The organism is Actinoplanes sp. NPDC051851 (assembly GCF_040681165.1).
GTDB lineage: Bacteria > Actinomycetota > Actinomycetes > Mycobacteriales > Micromonosporaceae > Actinoplanes.
The window spans coordinates 75,535-97,550 of record NZ_JBFAYF010000019.1 but is presented as its reverse complement, the minus strand read 5'-3'; the positions used below and the strand labels follow the sequence as shown (position 1 = coordinate 97,550).

General features: G+C 70.4%; 21 protein-coding genes. 7 read left to right on the top strand and 14 right to left on the bottom strand.

The window, feature by feature from the left end; all coding sequences use genetic code 11:
• Nucleotides 1-48 precede the first annotated feature (48 nt).
• Genes AB0M08_RS20055 through AB0M08_RS20040 form a run of 4 tightly spaced genes read right to left on the bottom strand, consistent with a single transcriptional unit; the run spans nucleotide 49 to nucleotide 4,995 of the window.
• Entirely contained in the window at nucleotides 49-1,092 is a 1,044-nt protein-coding gene (locus AB0M08_RS20055) for an iron chelate uptake ABC transporter family permease subunit (protein WP_364495074.1), read from the bottom strand.
• The gene (locus AB0M08_RS20050; protein ID WP_364495071.1) at nucleotides 1,089-2,135 is read right to left on the bottom strand and encodes an iron chelate uptake ABC transporter family permease subunit; all 1,047 of its coding nucleotides are present in this window, start codon (nucleotides 2,133-2,135) and stop codon (nucleotides 1,089-1,091) included. The genes AB0M08_RS20055 and AB0M08_RS20050 overlap by 4 nt, the downstream gene beginning before the upstream one ends.
• Nucleotides 2,132-3,118: an ABC transporter substrate-binding protein gene (locus AB0M08_RS20045; RefSeq protein ID WP_364495068.1), complete on the bottom strand. Its 987-nt coding sequence runs from the start codon at nucleotides 3,116-3,118 to the stop codon at nucleotides 2,132-2,134. Before AB0M08_RS20045 ends, AB0M08_RS20050 begins: the two co-directional genes overlap by 4 nt.
• A gap of 8 nt (nucleotides 3,119-3,126) precedes the next feature.
• A complete protein-coding gene (locus AB0M08_RS20040; protein ID WP_364495065.1) occupies nucleotides 3,127-4,995 on the bottom strand; it encodes a siderophore-interacting protein in 1,869 nt (622 codons plus the stop codon).
• A gap of 93 nt (nucleotides 4,996-5,088) precedes the next feature.
• On the opposite strand from AB0M08_RS20040, the gene AB0M08_RS20035 reads away from it, so the two are divergent.
• Nucleotides 5,089-6,639, top strand: coding sequence for a helix-turn-helix domain-containing protein (locus AB0M08_RS20035; RefSeq protein WP_364495062.1), 1,551 nt, complete (start codon nucleotides 5,089-5,091; stop codon nucleotides 6,637-6,639).
• An 89-nt stretch (nucleotides 6,640-6,728) separates the two neighbouring features.
• On the opposite strand, the gene AB0M08_RS20030 is transcribed toward AB0M08_RS20035, so the two are convergent.
• Nucleotides 6,729-7,715 carry a WYL domain-containing protein gene (locus AB0M08_RS20030; RefSeq protein ID WP_364495060.1) on the bottom strand — a complete coding sequence of 329 codons (987 nt, stop codon included), beginning with the start codon at nucleotides 7,713-7,715 and terminating at the stop codon, nucleotides 6,729-6,731.
• Nucleotides 7,716-7,801: 86 nt separating this feature from the next.
• Here AB0M08_RS20030 and AB0M08_RS20025 point away from each other — a divergent pair, with 86 nt between their 5' ends.
• On the top strand, nucleotides 7,802-8,308 hold the full coding sequence (locus AB0M08_RS20025) for a hypothetical protein (RefSeq protein WP_364495057.1): 507 nt from the start codon (nucleotides 7,802-7,804) through the stop codon (nucleotides 8,306-8,308).
• Nucleotides 8,309-8,377: 69 nt separating this feature from the next.
• Here AB0M08_RS20025 and AB0M08_RS20020 read toward each other — a convergent pair whose 3' ends face one another.
• Nucleotides 8,378-8,806, bottom strand: a complete 429-nt coding sequence (locus AB0M08_RS20020; RefSeq protein WP_364495054.1) for a DUF6174 domain-containing protein — start codon at nucleotides 8,804-8,806, stop codon at nucleotides 8,378-8,380.
• Between the two features lie 421 nt (nucleotides 8,807-9,227).
• On the opposite strand from AB0M08_RS20020, the gene AB0M08_RS20015 reads away from it, so the two are divergent.
• Nucleotides 9,228-9,479, top strand: coding sequence for a hypothetical protein (locus AB0M08_RS20015; protein ID WP_364495051.1), 252 nt, complete (start codon nucleotides 9,228-9,230; stop codon nucleotides 9,477-9,479).
• Here AB0M08_RS20015 and AB0M08_RS20010 read toward each other — a convergent pair.
• Complete coding sequence (locus AB0M08_RS20010; protein ID WP_364495048.1) at nucleotides 9,466-9,849, bottom strand: hypothetical protein; 384 nt, start codon at nucleotides 9,847-9,849, stop codon at nucleotides 9,466-9,468. The genes AB0M08_RS20015 and AB0M08_RS20010 overlap by 14 nt on opposite strands.
• A 139-nt stretch (nucleotides 9,850-9,988) precedes the next feature.
• Between AB0M08_RS20010 and AB0M08_RS20005 the strand changes: the two genes are divergently transcribed.
• Complete coding sequence (locus tag AB0M08_RS20005) at nucleotides 9,989-10,789, top strand: LPXTG cell wall anchor domain-containing protein (protein WP_364495046.1); 801 nt, start codon at nucleotides 9,989-9,991, stop codon at nucleotides 10,787-10,789.
• Nucleotides 10,790-10,976: 187 nt separating this feature from the next.
• Here AB0M08_RS20005 and tnpA read toward each other — a convergent pair whose 3' ends face one another.
• Nucleotides 10,977-11,408 carry an IS200/IS605 family transposase gene (gene tnpA / locus AB0M08_RS20000; protein WP_364495043.1) on the bottom strand — a complete coding sequence of 144 codons (432 nt, stop codon included), beginning with the start codon at nucleotides 11,406-11,408 and terminating at the stop codon, nucleotides 10,977-10,979.
• A 23-nt stretch (nucleotides 11,409-11,431) separates the two neighbouring features.
• On the opposite strand from tnpA, the gene AB0M08_RS19995 reads away from it, so the two are divergent.
• Nucleotides 11,432-12,583, top strand: coding sequence for a transposase (locus AB0M08_RS19995; RefSeq protein WP_364495040.1), 1,152 nt, complete (start codon nucleotides 11,432-11,434; stop codon nucleotides 12,581-12,583).
• A 41-nt stretch (nucleotides 12,584-12,624) separates the two neighbouring features.
• On the opposite strand, the gene AB0M08_RS19990 is transcribed toward AB0M08_RS19995, so the two are convergent.
• Both AB0M08_RS19990 and AB0M08_RS19985 read right to left on the bottom strand, forming a co-directional pair.
• Complete coding sequence (locus AB0M08_RS19990; RefSeq protein WP_364495037.1) at nucleotides 12,625-13,365, bottom strand: methyltransferase domain-containing protein; 741 nt, start codon at nucleotides 13,363-13,365, stop codon at nucleotides 12,625-12,627.
• A gap of 154 nt (nucleotides 13,366-13,519) precedes the next feature.
• The gene (locus AB0M08_RS19985) at nucleotides 13,520-14,605 is read right to left on the bottom strand and encodes a hypothetical protein (RefSeq protein ID WP_364495035.1); all 1,086 of its coding nucleotides are present in this window, start codon (nucleotides 14,603-14,605) and stop codon (nucleotides 13,520-13,522) included.
• A gap of 188 nt (nucleotides 14,606-14,793) precedes the next feature.
• Between AB0M08_RS19985 and AB0M08_RS19980 the strand changes: the two genes are divergently transcribed.
• Complete coding sequence (locus AB0M08_RS19980; RefSeq protein WP_364495032.1) at nucleotides 14,794-15,189, top strand: hypothetical protein; 396 nt, start codon at nucleotides 14,794-14,796, stop codon at nucleotides 15,187-15,189.
• A 55-nt stretch (nucleotides 15,190-15,244) separates the two neighbouring features.
• On the opposite strand, the gene AB0M08_RS19975 is transcribed toward AB0M08_RS19980, so the two are convergent.
• Entirely contained in the window at nucleotides 15,245-16,564 is a 1,320-nt protein-coding gene (locus AB0M08_RS19975) for a right-handed parallel beta-helix repeat-containing protein (protein WP_364495030.1), read from the bottom strand.
• 25 nt (nucleotides 16,565-16,589) lie between these two features.
• Nucleotides 16,590-18,188 carry a hypothetical protein gene (locus AB0M08_RS19970; RefSeq protein WP_364495028.1) on the bottom strand — a complete coding sequence of 533 codons (1,599 nt, stop codon included), beginning with the start codon at nucleotides 18,186-18,188 and terminating at the stop codon, nucleotides 16,590-16,592.
• 269 nt (nucleotides 18,189-18,457) lie between these two features.
• Here AB0M08_RS19970 and AB0M08_RS19965 point away from each other — a divergent pair, with 269 nt between their 5' ends.
• Nucleotides 18,458-19,222, top strand: coding sequence for an endo alpha-1,4 polygalactosaminidase (locus tag AB0M08_RS19965; protein WP_364495185.1), 765 nt, complete (start codon nucleotides 18,458-18,460; stop codon nucleotides 19,220-19,222).
• 80 nt (nucleotides 19,223-19,302) lie between these two features.
• Here the strand turns inward: AB0M08_RS19965 and katG are convergent, their stop codons facing one another.
• Nucleotides 19,303-21,519, bottom strand: coding sequence for a catalase/peroxidase HPI (gene katG / locus AB0M08_RS19960; protein ID WP_364495025.1), 2,217 nt, complete (start codon nucleotides 21,517-21,519; stop codon nucleotides 19,303-19,305).
• On the bottom strand, nucleotides 21,516-21,974 hold the full coding sequence (locus tag AB0M08_RS19955) for a Fur family transcriptional regulator (RefSeq protein WP_364495023.1): 459 nt from the start codon (nucleotides 21,972-21,974) through the stop codon (nucleotides 21,516-21,518). Before AB0M08_RS19955 ends, katG begins: the two co-directional genes overlap by 4 nt.
• Nucleotides 21,975-22,016 lie beyond the last annotated feature (42 nt).

The window sequence follows — 22,016 nt, the reverse complement described above, 5'->3', positions numbered from 1 at the left end:
CCGGGAGAGCGGTTCGCCGGCCTCGGGGCGCCAGGTCGATGGGGATGGTCACAGCCGTCTCCTCGCTTCGATGAACAGCAGCCAGCCGAGGTAGCCGCCGCCCAGCATCACGGTGATGATCCCGACCGGTAACGGGGCCGGGGCGACGTGCTGGGCGATGTAGTCCGCCGCCAGGCACAGCAGGGCGCCGGCCAACGCCGCCGGGGCGAGCGGGATCCCCGCGGTGCGGACCAGCCGGCGGGCGATCTGCGGCGCGACCAGGGAGATGAACGCGATCGGCCCGGACGCGGCCGTGACCGTCGCGGTCAGTGCCGCCCCGACCACGATCAGGCCGAGCCGGGTGGGCGAGACCCGTACCCCGTGGGCGGCCGCCGCGTCGTCGCCCAGCTCCATCTGGCGCATCGGCCGGCTCAGCATCCCCGCCGGCACCAGCAGTACCACGATGGCGGCACCGCCGATGACCACCTGGTTCCAGGACACGCCGTTGAGGGAACCGGCGCTCCACGCGGCCGCGGACATCGCCTGATTCAGGTCGGCCTTCAGGATCATCCAGGTGTTCAGCGATTCCAGGATCGCGGAGACGCCGATACCGACGACGATCAGCCGGAACCCCTGCACGCCGCGTCTCCTGGCGAGCAGGTACACCGCGAGGGCGATGGCCATCCCGCCCAGCAGCGCCCCACCGACGAGCTGCAGATAGCTGCCGTCGATGACCAGGATCACGATCAGAGCCCCGGTGTACGAACCCTGGGAGAAGCCGATGATGCCGGGATCCGCGAGCGGGTTGCGCAGCATCGACTGGAAGAGCGCGCCGCTGACCCCCAGCGCGGCGCCGAAGATCAGCGCCGCGGCCACCCGTGGCAGCCGCCACTCGACCACGAGGGTGTGCACCATCCCCGGCTCCCCGCCGGCCAGCGCGGCGACCACCTGCCCGGGGTCGAGTGGGTACGAGCCGGTCATCAGCGCGAGTACGGCCAGGCCGGCGGCGGCGAGCGCGAGCACCGCGCAGACGACGATGGAGCGCCCTTCGAGGCGTACCGCGACCCGCCCGCGCCGTACCGTCAGCGCCCGCCGCCCGAAGTCCACCGTCATAGCCCGCTCGCCTTCTTCCGCCGCGCCAGCACGATGAGGACGGGGGCGCCGACGAAGGCGGTGACGACACCCACCGGGACCTCACCGGGCCGGAGCACGACCCGGCCGAGGATGTCGGAGAGCAGCAGCAGGCTCGGGGCGAGCAGGATGCTGTAGGCGAAGATCCATCGCTGGTGCGGGCCGACGATCCAGCGGGCCACGTGCGGGACCATCAGACCGACGAATCCGATCGGTCCGGCGATGGCCGTCGCGCCCCCGGCGAGCACGGTGATCGCGATGATCGCGAGGATGCGGGTGCGCGCCAGGCGGACACCCTGGGCGACCGCCAGTTCGCTGCCCAGGGCCATCGCATTGAGCGGGCCGGCCACCACGAGGGCCAGCACGACCGCCACCGCCAGGAACGGCAGGATCGGCGACACCACCTCCAGGGGGCGGCCCGCGGTCGAACCGGCGTTCCACGACCGCAGCGCGTCGAAGGCGTCCGGGTCGGTCAGCTGGAGCGCCTCCCGGGCGCCGCCGAGCACCGCGCTGACGCAGACCCCGGCGAGCACCATGACCACCGGCGAGGAGCCCTGCCACGTCGACCCGAGTGCGAGCACCATCAGCGTGACGGCCAGTGCCCCCGCGAACGCGAACCACAGGTAGTCCTGGACGTCACGGATGCCGAGCACGCCCACCGCGACCGTCACCGCGAAGGACGCTCCGGCGTGGACGCCGAGAACGCCCGGATCGGCCAGGGGATTGCGGGTGAGGGCCTGGATCAGCGCGCCGGAGAGGCCGAGCGCGACGCCGACGACGAGACCCACGATCGTACGGGGGATCCGGTAGTCGCGGATCGCGAACTGGTCGATGTCGGCCGAGGCGTGCAAGAGCGCGTCCCACACCGCCGACGGCGGGATCCGGGTCGACCCGATCATGACGCTCAGCACCAGCAGGACGGCCAGCGTCACCAGCGCGACGGCCAGGCCGAGGAGACGACGGCGGCGCGGCCGGGGCACCGTCGCGGTGCCCCGGCCGTCGTGCCGTGGGGCGAGGGATGTCACTGCTGGGCGGGGAGTTTCGCCAGGGCGCTGTCGAGCGAGTCCAGGTACCGGATGACCTGCCCGTAGGAGTTGTTGCCGGGGCAGAAGAGCCCGAGCGCGCGACCGGAGGTCACCGCGGGCAGCGCCTTCCAGGTCGAGGTCTCGATCACCGGCTCGAAGTCCGGCATCGGCCGGCCCTGGGCGTCGACGGGGTAGGTGATGACGTCGTACTCGGTCAACTGGCTGATCTGCTCGAACGGCAGGGAGGTGTAGGCGAGGGGGTCCTTGCCGGCGTCGGCCTGCGGGAGGGTCAGCCCGACGTCGTCCCTGCCGATCTCGGAGCAGCCGATGTCCGCGATGTAGAACGTTCCGGGATCGTTGAACTGCCCGCGGGAGACGTCGACGAACGAGGTGTCCTCGATGATCGTGCGGTAGGTCTCCTTGATCTTCGTGACCTTGGCCGCGAACTCCGCCTTCTGCTGGCTGAGCGCGGGATCCGTGTTCGCGGCCGCCGCGATCGCGTCGGCGAAGGCCTTCCACTCGGTGTCGAGGCTCCAGGAGACCGTCGGGGCGATCGACGTCAGCTGCTTCTCGATCTCCTTGAACCCGGCGTCGTCGATCTGGACCAGGATGAGGTCCGGCTTCAGGCCGGCGAGCTTCTCCAGGTCGATGTCCTGATCACCGATGTTCGTGGCCGCCTTGTAGGTCGCCTGCTGGTCGTCGGGGAGCAGCTCGAGGGTCGAGTCCCGCACCGTCGTGACGGCGACCGGCTTACCGCCGAGGTCGATGAACGGCTGCGTGGTGTTGCCGATCGTGGCGACCCGTTGCGGTGCGGCGGGTACCTCGATCGTGCCGTTGTCGGCCGTGACGCTGTGGGTCGTGGCGGTGGTGGCGGTGGCGTCGCCGGTCGTGTCGTCGTCGCTGCCGCAGGCGGTGAGGGCGAGCGCCGCGCTCAACGCGGCGGCCAGGGCCGCGCCGCGCCGGCTCAGGGATGTTATGGCCATGTGTATCGCTACTCTCTGTCGATGAGGTGGTTCGCGGGAGTGAGTTCGTGGATGGTGGTGCCCCAGCCGACGGTGTACGTCCGGGTGCGGGCGAGTCCGGCCCGGGCGATGACGGCGTCGAGTTCGGCGGCGGTGCGCAGACCGGAGCCGTGCACGGTGAGGGCGAGCAGGTCGGCCTCACCGTCGTGCTCGTCCAGCTCGTCGAGGCCGAAGGTCTCCTCGATCAGCAGCACCCGGCCTCCGGGCAGGAGGTTCTCGGCCGCGCGGCGCAGCGCGTGGGCGGCGTCGGCGTCGGGGAGGGCCTTGAGGGCGCGGATGACGAACACGGCGTCCGCGGCGGGGCCGGGTTCGAAGACCGACTGCTCGATCACGGTGATCCGGGCGCGCTGCCGGTCGTCGGGGACGGCGTCCGGCAGGTCGCGGCGAAGCCAGTCGGCCTGGGCGGGCAGGGCGCAGATCGTCACGCGCAGGTCGTCACGGGCGGCGACGAACTCCTGCGCCTGCGTGCCGGCGCCGCCGGAGTGGATCACCAGATGCCCGACGCCGTCGAGGACGCCGGAGGTGGCGATCGACTCGGCCAGCGCCGATTGGAACCTCGCCAGTCGTTCCAGGTAGCGGTCCTCGTACTCCTGTTCGGCCCGTACCTCGGCGAAGGTCCGGCCCGTGACGGAGGCGTAGGCGGACCGGCCGGTGCGGACCGACTCTGTCAGGCCGAGGATGCCGAGCATCTCGCGCCCGCCCACCCCGGCGGGGTGCAGGGCCTCGGCCATGAACTCGACGGTCAGCACCTCGCCCACCGGCGTCAGGCCGTAGTGGCCCGGTTCCGGCTCGGTCAGGACGTCCAGGGCGTGCAGGTAGCGCAGCAGCTTGCCCAGCGCCCGCTCGTCGGCGCGCGCCGTGACGGCCAGGTCCTCGACGCCGGTCACACCGCGGGAGATCAGTTCGGGTACGCCCAGCTCGACGGCGGTACGGATCGCGATCGGCGCGACCAGCTCGGTCAGGTCGTGGAGCCGCTCGAACGGGGTCCTCGTCTTCTCCGGATCGGGCACCGCGCCGTCGGACTCCAGCGCGACGACCTCGCCGCGGCGCCAGTACCCGACGAACTCGACGTCCTCCTTGGGCACTCCGCGTTCCTCGACCAGGTGGCGGCGCAGGTCACGCACGGCGGTCCGCTCCCCCGCGACCCACGCGAACACCCGGCCCTCCCACCAGCCGGCGTTCCTGACCGCGTCCACCAGCAGGCCCGCCCCGGCACCGCCGCGCACCAGCCAGGTCACCTCGACGTGCGGCAGGGTTCGCAGTCGCAGCCGGTGAGCGTCCTCGGTGATCTCGATGAACACCTGCGCCCGCGCGTCGCCGGGCAGTTCGTCGAGCAGGCGGGCGATCGCGGGGATCGTCGTGTCGTCACCGGCGACGAGCAGCCAGTCCGCGTCCGCGGGGAGCGCCTTCGAGCTGCTGGGCCCGGTGACGTGGACGCGGTCGCCGGGCCGGGCGCGGTACGCCCACGTGGTGCCGACGCCGATACCGTGCTTGACGACGTCGACGTCGAGTTCGCCGGCCTCGGGGCGCCAGCCGCGGACGGTGTACTCCCTCGCCAGCGGTCGCGGGTTCCGCGGCGTGCTCAGGCCCTTCTCCCGCTGAACCGGCAGCACCGGCTCGGTCTGTCCCGGGTAGCAGAACAGCAGGCTGATGTCGTCGTCGAAGCCGGTGGAGGCGAACGCCGGCTGCGGGAAGCCGTCCGGCGAGGTGAACGCGCGCAGCTGTGCACCGGCCAGCGTTATCCGGCGCATCCCCGGCGTCAGGTCCGTCACCCGAACGACCTCGACCTGCCGCAGGGTCAGTGGGCGCACGGTGAGCCGGCGTGAGGTCTTCGGCATGCTGGGGCAGCCCTTCCGATCGGCGAGAGGCAACGTAAGGTTAGGCAACCCTTACTTCATATGGTGTGCGCAGACTGCCATATTGTTTAGGGTGTGACGTTCCCGATTCCCGGCGGCGCGGGCGACCCGCCGCCGATTCCGGCAGCCCGGTCGGACTCGACGGGGCATCCCCGCCGTCCGCTGCTGATCTGGGTCCGCACCGGCACGGCGCACCTGCACATCGACGGCGACACGGCTTTCCGCCTCGACGCCGGGCAGGGCGCGTGGATTCCCGCCGACGGGTGGGACCACCGCGCGATCATCACCGAGCCGGGCACCGTCGCCTTCCCCCTGTTCCTCCATCCCGGCACCGGGCCGCTGCCGGAACCGACGCGATTCGCGGTTCCGGCCGGCTGGCAGGACTGGCTGATCCAGCACTTCAACCTGCAGGTCACCCCGCTCAGCGGTCGAGGGTCCTTCCAGGACGCGATCACCGGCCTCCTCCGCCGTCCCGGCGCGGAACCGCCGCCGGCCCTGCCGGAGATGCCGGGCACCACCGCTGCCCGTGGGGTGGCCGAAGAGTTGATCCGCGACCCCGCGCTCGACCTCACCGTCGAGCAGTGGGCGGTCAGGGCGCTCTCCAGCCCGCGGACCCTGCGCCGCGACTTCCTCGCCGATACCGGCCTCACCTTCGAGCAGTGGCGACTGCGCAACCGGCTGATCGCGGCCGTCGAACTCCTGGCCGCCGGGTACGGCGTCGACCAGGTGGCCGCGCGGGTCGGCTTCGCCAGCCGCAACGGCTTCACCCGCGCCTTCAAACTGCGGTACGGACTGACGCCGTACGAGTTGAGCCGGAACGTCTCGGCGAGCTCCGCCGACGTCGACCTGACGCAGCGCGCCACGGTGGCACGGCAGACCGACGACCTGGTACGCATGGTGCGGGGAGACAGCGCCTTCGCGACCGCGCCCGATCCGCTGCCTCCCGCCCGCACACCCCCGCACGCCAACGACGTGCACGTGCTCAGCTGGATGTATCGCGGCAGCGGCTACCTCGACATCGACGACCACCGGTACGAGCGGCGGCGCGGCGTCGCGACCTGGATCCCCGCCGGGGTGGACCACGTCACCGGTCTCCGCGAGAACTCGATCTCACTGCCGATCGGCAAGGCCGGCACCGCCGACCTCCCCCTGACCGAGCCGATCCACGTGCGGTTCCCGCCCGCCTGGGACGACTACCTGATGTTCTGCTCCATCAGCGCCCGGTCCGGACTGCACCCCGACGACTACGGTCCCCGGCACGTCCTCGACCTGTTCGCGGATCAGCTCGCCGCCCAGCGAGCACTGTCGGTGCCGATGCCCACCGATCCGCGGGCGCGTACGGCGGCGATGGACTACCTGCGCCGCATCGGCACCTCCGGCGCATCCGACGACGTCCCCGCCGACATCCGCCGGGCCTTCCGCGAGCAGACCGGCATGACCTTCGCCCACTGGCGCTACGCCGCCCGCATGCGCGTCGCCCGCGACCTGCTCCTCGGCGGCGCCAGACCCAGCGCCGTCGCCCGCCACGTCGGCTACGCGCACCTGCCCACCTTCAGCGCCGCCTTCTCCCGATTCCACGGCCTCTCGCCACGCGAATACCGGGACCGCGAGACCGCGGCTACCTGATCACCGGCCGAGCCGATCACCGGCGCACCTCCCCGGACAGCCCTTCTACCCGCCGGCCGCGACGGCGTACAGGAAGAGGCCTTGATCCGTCAGTTGACCGTGCCCGGATAGAGGCGGGCCAGGGCGTGCACGCGGGCGGTCATCTCGGTGACCAGGGCCGGTGGGGTGAGGACCTGGGCCTCGGCGCCGAGGCGGAGCAGCATGGTGGCCGTGTGCGGCACGCTCTCCACCGGGATCGACGCCCGCCGCCAACCGTCCGGATCCGGTGGTTCGAGGGTGCCGAGCGCCGTGCGCGCGGCCTTCGGGCCGAAGACACCGGGTAGCGCCGCGACACCGTCCGGGCTCAGGCGGACGGCGGCGGTCTCGCCGGTGCCGGCCCGCTCGTACCGGTCGACGTGCTCCCGCCAGAAGGCGGCCAGGTCGAAGCCGTCCGGGCGGGTGACCCGGTCGGGCAGCGCGCGCAGGCGCACGATGGAGGAGACGCGGTAGGTGCGGGGGCCGCCGCGGCCGGCCGCGACCAGGTACCAGACGCCGGCCTTGAGGACCAGGCCCAGCGGGTCCAGGCGCCGGGTGACCTCGCCGGGCTCGGGTGACCAGCGGCGGTACCGGATCTCGACGACCCGGTCCTGCCACAGCGCCTCGGCGACGGCGAGCAGGTGGGGTACGTCGTCCGGTTCGCGGTACCAGCCCGGCGCGTCGAGGTGGAAGCGCTGCCGGATCCGGGTCGACGCGTCCCGGTACGCGAGGGGCAGCGCGGCGGTGAGTTTGAGCTCGGCGGCGGCCAGCTGGGCGCCGAGACCGAGTTCGGCGGCGGGCTGCGGGAGCCCGGTCAGGAAGAGCGACTCGGCCTCGTCCGGGGTGAGGCCGGTCAGCCGGGTGCGGTAGCCGTCGAGCAGCCGGTAGCCGCCGGCGGGGCCGGGCTCGGCGTAGACCGGCACTCCGGCGGCGGCGAGCGCCTCGACGTCCCGGTAGATCGTGCGTACCGAAACGGTCAGCTCCTTCGCCAGCTGGGGAGCGCTCATCAGGCCCCGGTTCTGCAGGAGCAGGAGCAGCGAGAGCAGTCGGCTGGCACGCACCCGCCGAGTCTGCCGGAACCCCCTGACAGAAGATGTCAGGGGTGGCCGACCAGGATCCTCGCCATGACCGACATGGATCTCCGCGCATGACCGATCGACTGGACGGGATCGGTGACGTCGTCGGCGACGGCTACCGGCACGTCGACAAGCACGCGTCGCCGGATGCGCCGCTCGTGCTGCCGGACGCGTACCTGAAGTGGTATCGGCTGTGCCGTGCGGACCAGGTGGTCGAACCCGGGATCGCCGAGGAGGCACGGGGCTTCGTCGGTGCGGAGGCCGCCGCCGGCCGGCTGCCGATCTCGGGTGACCTCGGGTTCGTCATCCACCACCTCTCCGGCGAGCACGTCCACCTGCTGCTGGTCTGCACGTGGCGCGGTGACAACGAGATGTGGGAGACGGTCTACGTCCGGGACGCCCGGCGGCCGGGGACGTTCGCGCTGATGCCGCAGACCACCCACCGCGGCGTGATGTGCGTCTGGGAGGTGGGTGTCGTGGCGTACGAGCACCGGGCGTGGACGCGATACCTGCGCTCGGCCCGCGACCCGGCGGCCAAGCGGCGCTACGCCGAGACGGTGTTCACCGGGCAGGTCTGAGCGACCTCGACGGCCGGCGCGTGAACCGATTCGCGTCGCCAGGGCGGCGAGCGCGATGACACGGCTCGCTCATTCAAGGGTGTAGCCGGCGATGCTGAAGCAGGATTCGTCATCGATCGCGCCGGCGTCGGGATCGATGTCGATCCTGGTGGGGTGACCGTCGGCCGGGTCGGTGGTGACCTCGGCGATGGCCGCGCCCTGCTGCCGGGCCCGGTCCACCCGGTCGAGGAGTTGCCCCAGCGTCGGCACCGGTTCGCTGCGGGCGTCCGCCACGAACCATCGCCCGGATTCGTCGAGGCCCTCGGCCGCGGTGACCTCGTCCTGCTCGACGGTGATCCGGAAACGACCGATGAGGGCACGCTCCCCGCAGGAGGATTCGAGTTCGTAGGTGTACCTGGCGGGCTCCTGCCAGGCCACGGCTGCCGTCGGCTCCGGATTCCCGCCGCAACCGGAGAGCGCGGCGGTGACCGCGGCCAGGGTGACCCACCGGGTCGTCACAGACGTCATCCCGCTTCGACGTGATCAGGTACTTCCTGGTTCCCGCCGGGTTGCTCAGCCGCCGGGTGGGGTGCGGGCGGTCATTACGATCATCGGATGCACGAGCCCTGGACTCCCCCGGTTCTGCCCGAGTCCGCGAAGGACTACGTGCCGCCGCGGCGGCCGAGCGATGCGCCGGTCGAGCCGCCGGGGACGCCCGTCGACGTGATCGGCGTCGCCGGGCGGGCGGGGGCCGGGCTCGTCACGATCGTCGCCGGGGTCGCCGTGGCGGCGTACGTGGGGAAGCCGGGTTTGATCTGGCTCCGCGCTGCTGAGCTGGGCGCCGGGCTGGTTCTTCCTGTCCTGGATCCTGATCAGCGGGAGCGAGGCGTACGCGCTGCCGCTGATCCCGGACGGTGCCGTCCCGGTCCTGGCCGTCGGGGTGGCGCTCGCCGTCCCCTCGATCGTCGCCGTCCTCGTCCGGCGCTGGTTCCTCGCGGGTCTGCTCTGGGATCACGTCTCGCCCCGGCTGCTGGCGCTCGGTGCTCCCGTCGTCCTGCTCGTGGCGGTGGCCGTGGCGCAGCTGGCCCGTCTCCTGCCCGCCACCGGGGTGGTGTTCGGCTCGCTCCTTTTGATCCCGCTGGGCTACGTACGGATCCTGCGCCGCCTGCACACTCCCCCTACTCGACGATGACGCCGCCGACGGCCATCCGGCCCGGCCGCTGACCGGCGAACTCGATCGCCACGCCGGGCCGGACGTGCTCGCCGACCGTCCCGGCGATCGCGTCGGTGATCCCGGTGACGAGCCGGGCCACGACCTCCGCGCCGTCCGGGCGGGCGAACACCGCCTCCCGGATGCCGAACGTGACGCTCGGCGCCGGAGACGCCGCCGGGACGCCGCCCACGCCCCAGCGGTGCGGCGGCAGGCCGATCAGGCGTACGTCGACGTGCCCGCGCACCCACTCCCCGTAGACCGCGACGACCGCCTCGGTCAGCCCGGTGATCAGCGCGGGTTCACGGCCGGTCAGGTCGCTCTCCAGAATGTGCACGGTCAGGTGCGGCACTGCGGGACTCCCCCGGTTTGCCTGTGTGGAAACACAGGGCTAACAGTCGATCCGAAGCGGACACACGCATTGATGGGTCACCACGTGGATCCCTATGGTCCTACGGTCCTACGGTCCTAGATCCACGGGGGAGACACACGTGAAGATCCGTAACATCGTACCGGCCGCCGTCCTGATGACCGCCGGGCTCGCCGCGCTGCCCGGTGCCGCGTTCGCCGCCGAGGGCGTGGTGTTCAGCGCCCAGACCGGCGCGAGCGTCCCGGTCCACCCTGGCGAGACCGTCCCGGTGCCGCTCGGCGTCGCTAACGTCGGCGACCAGGACGCCGCAGGCATCGTGATCAACATCCGGGTGGTGAACGACGTCGAGCTGCCGACGACGTTCAGCAACTGCCGCTACTACATCGACAGCAACGTCGAGGGTGCGTACTGCCGCTTCGACACCACCATCACGCCGGAGAAGGTCTACCGGGTCGACGGCTTCCGGGTCTCGACCACGGCCGCCGCCACCACGGTCACGCCGGTCATCTTCCAGCTGCTGACCCTGGAGACCGCGGAGAAGCTGGGCGGGATCGACGCACTCGCCGCCGACGCCGCCGGCCAGGGCAACCCGGTCGTCACCGGCACCGGCGCGGCGACCACCCTGGCCGTCTCCGACCTGACGCTCCAGCGGGAGAACGCGACCGTCGGCTTCGCGAGCCTGACCCTGATCCTTCCGTCCGCCCCGGCCTCCGCATCGTCACCGGCGACCGCGTCGGCTTCGGCTTCGGCTTCGGCTAGCACGACGGCAACCGCCGCGACCACGTCCGGCGAGGACGGCGGCGGCCTGCCCGTCACCGGTAGCGACACCACCACGATCGTCGGCGCCGGCACGGGCATCCTGGCGCTCGGTCTGATCGGCATCGTCCTGGCCCGCCGTCGCCGCACCCGCTTCGTCGCCTGACCGTCCGGGGCCCCGGCTCTCCGCACAGAGAGCCGGGGCCCCGGTCTGTTCAGCCGGATACCCCGTGGGACCCCGGCCGTTTACGGCCGGGAGGAAACGGATCGCCGGCGAAACAGGACAGGGAAAGCCTTTCGCCGACGAGGCGAGCAGGCGTCGATCGCCGGGTGACAGCTGGGAGGAACTCCGTTCACTCGGCAGGACATTTCTGGTTTTCGATGTACTCCTTGATGACCGCCAGTGGTGCGCCGCCGCAGGATCCGGCGAAGTACGACGGGGACCACAGGTGGTCACCCCACAGGTAGCGGCGCAGGTGTGTGCCGTGTTCTTGTCGCAGGTAGCGCGACGAGACGCCTTTGAGGCTGTTGACCAGCTTTGACACCGCGACGCTCGGTGGGTGGTGTACGAGCAGGTGGACATGGTCGTCCTCGCCGTTGAAATCGCGTAACTCGACACCGAAGTCGACGCACACGTTCCGCATGATCTCTTCGCAGCGGGTGAGGATCACATCGGTGAGCGCTCCGCGCCTGTACTTCGTGGTGAAGACCAGATGGACGTGCATGTTGTAGACGACGCTGCGGCCTCTGCGTACGTCCGGGTCCGGGGTCCATCTTGGTGACATAGACCAGTTGCTATCCTGGCGGCGTGAAGCTGGTGGTCCAGGTGAAGCTGCTGCCGACTCCTGAACAGGCGTCGGCTTTGGAAGCAACCCTGCGGGCCTGCAACACCGCCGCCAACGAGGTTGCTGCGACGGCCCGCACCGCGCGGGTGTATCGCAATTACGCGTTGCGCAAGCATGTCTACGCGGGCATTAAAACGGATCACGGGTTGGGTGCGCAGGCTGCTCAGCACGTGATCAAGAAGGTCTGTGACGCGTACAAGACTCTCGCGTCGAACCTGGAGGCCGGGAACTACGGAGCGCCGGAGTCGAAACGCTACCGGCGGGTGGCGTCCGAGCCGGTCAGGTTCCGCTGGCAAGCCGCCCAGCCGTACGACGCACGGATGCTGACGTGGCAGCATGACGCTGGCACCGTGTCGATCTGGACCGTGACCGGCCGGATGAAGAACGTGGCGTACACAGGCTCCCCGGACCAGCTCGAAGCCATCGCCGAGCTGCCCGTAGGCGAGTCCGACCTGATCCACCGCGACGGCATGTGGTTCCTCTACGCGACCGTCGACGTCGCCGAGGCCAGGCTGGTCGAACCGCAGGGATTCCTTGGTGTCGATATGGGCATCGTGCAGATCGCCACCGACTCCGACGGGCGACCGTATGCCGGTGAGCAGCTCAACCGGTACCGGCGCCGGCAGATCCGGCTGCGCGCGAAGTTGCAGGCCAAGAAGACCGAGTCCGCCCGCCGCCTGCTCACCAAACGATCCCGGCGGGAGTCACGGCACGCCGCGAACGTCAACCATGTCATATCGAAAAGCATTGTGGCCGAGGCTGAACGCACCTCGCGCGGAATCGCCGTCGAAGAATTGACGGGTATCCGCACCGGGGTCCGGCTCCGCAAGCCCCAACGGGCCACACTGCACTCGTGGAGCTTCGCCCAACTGGGCGAGTTCCTGACCTACAAGGCCCGCCGGGCCGGTGTCCCCCTGGTCCAGGTCGACCCCCGATACACGTCGCAGACGTGCTCGAAATGCGGTCACCGGGACAAGAGGAACCGGCCCGACCAAGCCACGTTCATCTGCCGTTCGTGTGGAGTCGTTGCCCACGCGGACGTCAACGCTGCCGTCAACATCGCCGTACGTGGTGCTGCCGGTTGGGGCGCAGTCAACCGTCCGTACGTGGCCTGACCTCGCAGCCAGCGGGAGCAGAGATCCACAAGCGCGCCCATTCATAGGCGGGTAGTTGACCGGCGTTTAAGGACGAAGACACCCCATCCCAGGTACGGCCGGTGGTACCGGACGTAGCGCGACGGGGCGGTGTCGAGCTCGGCGCGGAAGTCCGCGGCGAGCTCGTCGTCCGGGTTGTCGTCCAGCCAGGCCCGCACGGTGAACCACTGCGCGGCCACGTAGCGGTCCCAGCTGTCCTCGTCGGCCAGCACCATCTCCACCACGTCCCAGCCGAGCGCGCCGACGAGCGCGAACAGCCCGGGCAGATCGTGCCAGTGCTCCCCGGTCTTCGCCTCCTCCGGCGGGTCGGCCCGCCAGAACGGCTCGCCGACGAGCAGCAGCCCGCCCGGCTTGAGGCTGCGTTCCAGCAGCTCAAGGGTGCCCGGCAGACCGTCCCCGATCCAGGTCGCGCCGATGCAGGCCGCGATGTCGACCGGTGTCTCCGCGACGTACGCACCGGCGTCGCCGTGCACGAACGTCAGGTCCCCGGCCACACCCAGTTCGACGGCACGAGCCCGCGCACCGTCGAGGAAGGGCGTGCTGATGTCGACGCCGGTGCCGGTGACGCCGTGGTCCCGGCTCCACGTGCAGAGCATCTCGCCGCTGCCGCAGGCCAGGTCCAGGATGCTCAGTCCCGGCCGCAGCCGGACGGCCTCCCCGAGCGTGGCGAGCTTCGCCGCGGAGAACGGGTTGTGAATACGATGGTCACGCTCACGAATGACGTGATGGCGCGCAAGTTCCATGTCTGAGGTTCCTCACATCGGGAGTACGGGTTTCCAGACCAGCCATCCGAAGAGTCCCGACGCGAACCGGCATCTTTGCCACCCCCAAGAGACGTGAAGACCCGCAGCGTAGACCCGGTAGCCGAGCCACGCACACCATTTCCACCGGTGCGCCTCACGCCGTGAGCGCGATCAGGGTGGCCTGTATGAGCCAGAGGTGGGAGTCGCGGACCGCGCCACCCACCTCCAGGGCGATCTGCCCACGCGGGATCGTGAGGTCGGAGGTGAACTCGAAGTACCGTTGGCAGGCGGCCGGCGTCAGGCGGATCTCCCTGGCGAGCGGTGCCCGATACGGCGGGCTGTCGTCCCGGACGGCCACCCCGATCGTCATCGGGTAATCGGAGAAGAGTTCGAGGATCAGCAGATAGCTGCGACCTCGGACGAGCGGCAGGCCGTCCCAGGTGATCACCCGGCCCCAGAGCCCACCGGTGCCGCCCTTGACGACGGCATCCATCGTCGGTCCGTTGGGGGTCAGGACGACGCCGTCGGAGCCGCCACGCCACCCGCCGGTCACCGACCGGCCGGTCGAGTCCAGGATCACCTCTCCCTCCGGCAGCGGGGTACCCATCGGCACGCAGGCCTGCGCCGGCGAGGTCACCACCGGTGATGCCGGATCGGTGCCCGAGAAGGCTGTGGACCCGGCACGCGTCGACGGAGGGCGGGCCACGAGCACGACGCCGGCCAGCACGATGAAGACGACGAGCACGCCCACCGGCAGCCGACGGGAGCGCCACCCGGGGCGGGTCGACGGCCCGGCGGCCCGCGGGAACCGGGCCGGCAGCAGAGACGGGGCCCGCCGGTCCGCTTCACGGGCGGCCGCCACCGCGGCGGTCACCCGCGCGCATGCCACCGCCAGGCGCCGGGCGTCGGCCTCGCCGAAGGGCGTACCGGAGATCAGGTGTGCCGCCCGGGCCACCGCGACGACCAGCCGCCGGTCGGCGATCTGCGGAAGGCGGCCGGCGAGCACCGCGCCGACCGCGTCCTTGTCGACGGAGATGCCCGGGGCCAGCCGGTGAGCCCGGATCACCTCGGCGAGATGCCGCAGCGAGGCCGCCTTACGCCGCCGTCGCGGTTCCGGCGTGCCGGCCGGCGGCGCATAACTCCCGTTCCGGGCTGCCCGGAAGACGGCCTCGTTCAGCGTGGAGGCGAGTAGCTCCGTCGCCGCGCCGACCTCGCGCCACCAGGGGGACAACGGCTCCATCAATCACCTCCGACCATCGTCGAATTTCAATGTATAGGACGCGGCAAAGCTGCCCCTATCTGTCGGGCGGGACGGATAGGCGCAGGTCAGGGACAGATCGGCGTTGCCCGGGGAGAGCGGGCACGGCCACGCTCGACACGGTTCGCCGGAAGGTGTCCGGTGGACGACGAACGGTGAAGGAGATCGGGATGACGCGTTCGCGGACCGTACTCGCACGGCTGTCGGCGGGTGTCGCGGCCATCGCCTGCGCCCTCGCCCTCGGTGGGACGCCCGCGCAGGCCAACTCCGCCGGCACCAACTACATCCTCAACGGGGGCGGCATCGGCGTCGGTGTGATGCACCTCTGGGACGGTTCATACACCCAGGGGTCGTACGACGTCGTGCTGTCGGCCGGCGGGTACAGCAGTTCCGCCTTCGGCTGGTCGTACACCGAGGGGTTCTACATCGGCAGCGGGTACTGCTCGCAGGTCTGGTACCGGTACACCACCTCGGACTCGTGGGCGCGATACGGCTCCGACGTCGGGTCCGGGCAGCATTACACCAGCCGGTACTACTACTGGAAGGTCGTCCCGTACGCCTGCTGAGGTGAGCGGCGTGGCCCCGGCCGGCGAGGATCCGGCCGGGGTCGCGCGCACCGGATCAGGAGGTTTCGAAGGCGCCCAGGTCCGGGGCCGATCCGCTGTAGGAGAGGCCGACGTTGGTGCCCTTGTCGATCAGGGTGCTGCCGGACGCGAGATGCAGGGACGTCAATACCGGCAGGCTGCCGTCGGATTGCCGGGAGACGTTCCAGCCGTCGGTCGAGACGCTCTGGAACTGCGCGTCGGACATGGTCACGCTGAGGTTCCAGGAATTGAACGAGGCGCTGGTGCCGCTCATGTCCGCGGTGAGGGTGCCGCCGTACGCGATGTTGTTCTTCAGCGTGCCGAGGCCGACGGCCGCGCCGCTGGAGTTGATGCCCAGCATGTCGTAGTCGACGCCGTTGCTGTAGCTGGTGTTGTTGAAGTAGTCGTTGGCGACCGTGTGGTGATTGGCGTAGAAGCCCTGCGAACGATTCAGGAAGGCCACCGATTGGCGTACGGTGTGCTTGACCCCGCCGGAGACGTAGACGCCGCCGTACCCGCCCATCTTGAAGCCCGCGCCGTTGCCCGCCGCGGTCGTGGTCTGCGGGAGGTACCCGTTGCGCCAGGACCACGAGTTCTCGATGGTGACCGAGGAATACGCGTTGATCAGGTCGAATCCGTCGTCGGAGTTCCACCACGCCCGGCAGCCGCGGAACACGTTGCCGGAGTATCCGGCGGCGATGTGCGCGCCGAATCCGTCGCCGTTCTCGCCCGCGCCGTTCGAGCTGTACGGGTCGTAGTTGTCGTGCGAGTCCGAGTTCAGGACGAGGTTGTTCCCGCCCTTCGCGATAAACACGCCGGGACCCATGTTGTTGTGCGTGTTCAGCTTCTCGAACGTGTTGTTGCTCCCGGAGATCCAGACACCCCAGGACTCGTGGTTGTCGCTGTTGTTCTGGCGTACCCCGGAGATCTCGAAACCACGCAGGTAGAGGTAGCTGCCGGTGACGTCGAATCCCTTGATACGGCAGTTCACGCCGGTCATCCCGGAGAAGTCGAAGAGCACCTTCTCGCCGGGATAGTTGACGTAACTGATCGGGCTGCCCGATGAACCGCTCTTACTCAGCGTGATCGCGTCGACCACCGAGGTCGTCGCGGAGCAGCTGGTCGTCGCGGTGGTGTAGCTGTACGTGCCGGCCCGGAAGTAGACCGTGTCGCCGGCCACCGCCACGGTCTGTGCCTTGGCGATCGTCTTGAACGGGGCGCTCGACGAGCCGGCCGCACTGTCGCTGCCGCTCGGTGAGACGTAGTAGGAGGTGGCGGCGTGGCTCGCGGTGGGGATGCCGACGACCACGCCCGCGGTGACCAGTGCCGCCGCTAGCAGCACTCGCGGAGTTCGCATTCCTGACTCCTTGGGGATGGGGGAATCACCTTGTGCCCAGCACCTCGGTCTGGGGGGACCGATGCGTGCCGGAGATCCTGACATATCGCGCTAAAGCAGTAAATTCCCGCCTTTCCTGTACGTCGTTCGCCACGGTGATCCAGTGGCAACCGTCGAGCGAAACGTCAACCTTCTTCGCGACCTCGACGGTGAGGCCGGTCAGCTCGCGCAGGCGACCCAGGTCGACCTGCCACGCGCCCTTGCCCGCCGCGCGCCAGGCCCGGCCCTGCGACAGGTCGGCGGGGACCTCCTCGGCGGTGTACCGGCTGTAGTCGTAGAGCCGTTTGGCCTGCGGCAGCGGGCGGCCGGTGACCTTGGCGGACAGGTCGCAGGGGCCGTTCGCGTAGAGGTACGCGCGGTCGCCCATCACGTAGTCGACCACCTCGCCGCGGTCGTCCCCGCAGACGTCGCCGCGCATCATCCGGCCGTCGACCGGGAACGTCGCGACCCGGTTGCCGTAGCCGTCCCAGATCCCGGCCACCTCACCGCATCCGCGGTTCCAGGACAGGAGCAGGTCGCCGTACGTGCCGTCCCAGTTGTGCAGCGGCTCCAGGACGGTCCCCCAGCAGCCCAGCGTGGACCGGTCCTCCTTCCAGAGCGTCGCGCCGGAGGAGGAGACCAGGTAGAGCGCGTCCTTGCCGGTGGTGCTGGTCCGGTCCACCCGGTCCAGGCCGGCCACCTCCAGTCCGGGCAGGTCGGGCCGGAAGTCACCGAGGCCCACCTGCTGCGCCTCGACCGCGTCGGTGTTCTGCCAGAGCAGGCTGCCGTCCGCCCGGTACGCCTTCGTGCTGTCCCCGCCGAGCCCGGCGCCGCCGTAGACGATCTCCTCCGCGCCGTCGCCGTCGATGTCACCCACGCCGATCGAGTCCGGGTGGTCGGCCATGTCGGCGGTCCACACCAGCCGGCCGTCCGCGGTGACGAAGTCGTACCCCGCAATGAGCTCTTGATCTCCGTCGTCGTCGAAGTCGTGCGGGTAGGGCCGGTGCCCGGTGGTCCCGGTGTGCGTCCAGAGCAGATTCCCCTGGTCGTCGGTGACCCAGACCTGGCTGTACCGGTTCTTGAAGACGAGGTCGCGGGGCCGGTCCAGCCCGCGGAAGTTCCCGATGACGAACGTGTCCCAGGCCTCCGGGCCGGGCAGGGCGAATTCCCGGACCAGGCTTCCGGTACGCCCGTCGAGCACCCGGAACATGCCGTCCATGATGGCCAGCACCTCGTTGTCGCCGTCCCCGTCCAGGTCGTAGATCTCGGCGGGGATGTCCGTCCCGTTGCTGGTGACCCGCGGATCCGGGGTGCCGACCTGCCAGAGCTGCCCACCGGTGCCGACGTCGTACGCGGTCAGCGCCTGCACCTGATGCCCGACGTAGACGTCACTCTCCCGGTAGTCCGGCTGCATGGTGACCAGGTCGAGCCGCCCGTCCCCGGTGACGTCACCGAGCAGGAGGCGCGCTCCGGTCCCCCCGGCACTGGTGTCCACGCTGGTGATCAGCCGCGGTTCCAGGGAGACGGCGGCCTCCGCCCGGGCCGGGGTTCCGGTGGCCGCTACCAGCAGGAGGGCGAGCGCGGGGATCAGGTGCCGGATCATCACACGGTGCTCCCAACGAAACGTTTCAAGACCCGTGAAAACGTATTCCGGAGTCTGCCCGCGCGCCGCGGCCCCGGTCAATAGTTTCCCGTCGATGTCTTGGATGTTGCGCGAACGGGTCCGGTCCCCGGCGGAGGGACATCCCCGGAAAGCGCGTCCGGGCCACGATCCGCCGTGTCTACCGTGATCTCCCGCGAACCGTCGATTCAGGGAGACCCATCGTGACCAGGTACCACCGCCGCGCGGCCGCCATCGCCTGCGCGGCGTCCGCCCTGCTCGGAGCGGCGCCCGCGCGGGCCGCCGCACCCCTGCCGACCGCGATCACGCTGCCCCCGGTCAACGCGGGGTTCGACTACCAGATCGGTGCGGCGTACCCGCCGCCCGCGGGCGTCACCGTGGTGAGCCGGGACCGCACGGCCGCACCGGCGGCCGGGATCTACAACATCTGCTACGTCAACGCCTTCCAGGCACAGCCGGACGAGGCGTCCTGGTGGAAGCAGAACCACGACGACCTGCTGCTCAAGAACAGCAAGGGCAAGTACGTGGTGGACAGCGGCTGGAACGAGATCCTGCTGGACACCTCCACCGCCGCCAAGCGTACGGCGCTCGCCGGCATCGTCGGCGGCTGGATGGACGGCTGCGCGACCGCGGGGTTCAACGCCGTCGAGCCCGACAACATCGACTCGTACGAACGGTCGCAGTCGCTGCTCACCAAGGCGAACGCGATCGCGTACCTGCAGCTGCTCGCGCCCCGCGCGCACGCGGCGAACCTCGCGATCGGCCAGAAGAACACCACCGAGCTGGGCACCGCGGGCAAGGCGGCCGGACTGGACTTCGCCATCGCGGAGCAGTGCGGCCGGTACAAGGAGTGCGGGGACTACACCAGCGTCTACGGCACCAACCTGATCGACATCGAGTACACCGACGGCGGGTTCACCAAGGCCTGCACCGCCGTCGGGGCGACCGTCTCCGTGGTACGCCGCGACGAGGACGTCACCGCTCCCGGGAGTTCCACCTACGTCTACAACGCCTGCTGACACCACGCCCGCCGGCCCTCGGGAACGGCGAACCCGGCCGGTCGTGGGGACCGGCCGGGTTCATCGGTGCTCGGCCCGGATCAGACCAGGTCGAAGCGGTCCAGCTCCATGACCTTGGTCCACGCCGCGACGAAGTCGTTGACGAACTTCTCCTTGGCGTCCGTGCTCGCGTAGACCTCGGCGAGCGCCCGCAGCTGCGAGTTCGACCCGAAGATCAGGTCGACCGCGGTGGCCGTCCACTTCAGCTCGTCGGTCGCCACGTCGCGGATCTCGTAGACGTGCTCGCCCGACTCGGCCGCCTTCCACTTCGCGCCGGGCGCGAGCAGGTTGGCGAAGAAGTCGTTGGTGAGCACGCCCGGCTTGTCGGTGAGCACGCCGTGCTCGCCACCGGCGAGCGCGCGCAGGCCGCCGACCAGCACGGTCATCTCCGGCGCGGTCAGGTTCAGCATGTACGCCCGGTCGACGAGCAGCACCTCGGGCTGGGTCTTCTCGCCCGCCCGCAGGTAGTTGCGGAAACCGTCGGCCCGCGGCTCCAGCACCCGGAACGACTCGACGTCGGTCTGCTCCTGGGTCGCGTCGGTACGGCCCGCGTGGAACGGCACGGTCACCGGCACGCCGGCCTCCGTGGCCGCCTTCTCCACCGCGGCCGAACCCGCCAGCACGATCAGGTCGGCGAGGGAGATCGTGGCGCCACCGGCGGCGTTGAACTCCTCCTGGATCTTCTCCAGCGCGTCGACCGTCGCGGCGACCGGCTGGTTGACCTCCCAGCTGCGCTGCGGCTCGAGGCGGATGCGGGCACCGTTGGCGCCACCGCGCTTGTCGGTGGAGCGGAAGCTCGCCGCCGACGCCCACGCGGCCTGGACCAGCTGCGCGGTGCTCAGGCCCGAGTCGAGGACCTTCGCCTTGAGCGCGGCGACGTCCGCGTCACCCACGAGCGCGTGGTCGACGGCGGGCACCGGGTCCTGCCAGAGCTGCGCCTCGGGCACCCACGGGCCGAGGAACCGGCTGACCGGGCCCATGTCGCGGTGCAGCAGCTTGTACCAGGCCTTGGCGAAGGCGAGCGCGAACTCGTCCGGGTTCGCCAGGAAACGGCGGGAGATCTTCTCGTACGCCGGGTCGACGCGCAGGGACAGGTCCGTGGTGAGCATCGTCGGCTTGTGCTTCTTCGACGGGTCGTGCGCGTCCGGGATGATCGCCTCGGCGTCCTTGGCGACCCACTGCTTCGCCCCGCCGGGGCTGGTGGACAGCTCCCACTCGTACTGGAAGAGGATCTCGAAGAAGCGGTTGCTCCACTGGGTGGGCTTGTCGGTCCAGGTCACCTCGAGACCGGAGGTGATCGTGTCACCGCCCTTGCCGCTGCCGTGCGTGCTCAGCCAGCCCAGGCCCTGCGCCTCGAGCGGAGCGCCCTCGGGCTCGGCACCGACGTGGTCGTCCGCGACGCCCGCGCCGTGCGTCTTGCCGAAGGTGTGACCGCCGGCGATCAGCGCCACGGTCTCCTCGTCGTTCATCGCCATCCGGCCGAACGTCTCCCGGATGAACCAGGCGGCGGCGAGCGGGTCGGCGCTGCCCTTCGGGCCCTCGGGGTTGACGTAGATCAGGCCCATCTCGGTGGCGCCGACGTCGGAGAGCATCGCCTTGTCGCCGAGGTAGCGCGAGTCGGCCAGCCAGGTGTCCTCGGGACCCCAGATGATCTCCTCCGGCTCCCAGACGTCCTGGCGGCCGAAGCCGAAGCCGAAGGTGGTGAAGCCCATCGACTCCAGGGCCACGTTGCCGGCGAGCACCAGCAGGTCGGCCCAGGAGATCTTCTGGCCGTACTTCTGCTTGACCGGCCAGAGCAGGCGGCGCGCCTTGTCCAGGTTCGCGTTGTCCGGCCAGCTGTTCAGCGGGGCGAAGCGCTGGCCACCGTCACCGGCGCCGCCACGGCCGTCGTGGATCCGGTACGTGCCGGCGGCGTGCCAGCTCATCCGGATCATCAGGCCGCCGTAGTGGCCGAAGTCGGCCGGCCACCAGTCCTGCGAGGTGGTGAGGACCTCGGTGATGTCGGCCTTGAGCGCCGCGACGTCGAGCTTCTCGAACTCCTTGGCGTAGTCGAAGTCCGGCAGCGGGTTGCCCTTGGTGGAGTGCGCGTGCAGCACGGAGAGCTCGAGCTGGTTCGGCCACCAGTCGCGGTTGCCGCGCGGCTTGCCGGGGGCCTTCGGGGTCGGCGACGCGATCGCCGGGTTCTCGCTCTCGCTGCCGTGCGAGGTCGCGGAGTCGTGCGCGACCGGACAGCCGCCGGTCGCCTGGGTGTCGCTCATGTGCTTCCTTCTTCCGAACTGGCGGATGAGTCGGGAATGTGTTTCGTCGCGCAGACGGGGCAGACGCCCCAGAAGACGACTTCCGCCTCGTCGACCACATATCCGTGGTCGTCCGAGGCGGTGAGGCAGGGGGCTTCGCCGGTGACACACGCGACGTCGGCGATGGAGCCGCAGGAGCGGCAGACGACGTGGTGGTGGTTGTCCCCCACCCGGGTCTCGTAGCGTGCGGTCGCACCCGCGGGCTGGATGCGCCGCACCAGACCGGCATCGGTGAGCGCACGCAGCACATCGTAGATCGCCTGGTGGGAGACGGTCGGATGATCGGCGCGCACCAGCGCGATCACGGTGTCGGTGTCGACGTGCGGGTGGCCGCTGAGCGCGGCGAGCACGGCGAGCCGCGGCCTCGTCACCCGCAACGAGACCGCCCGCAGCTGTGCCTCGTAGCCGGACGTCACGCGACCGACCATAGACCCCTTTTCTGGATCAGTTCAAGTTTT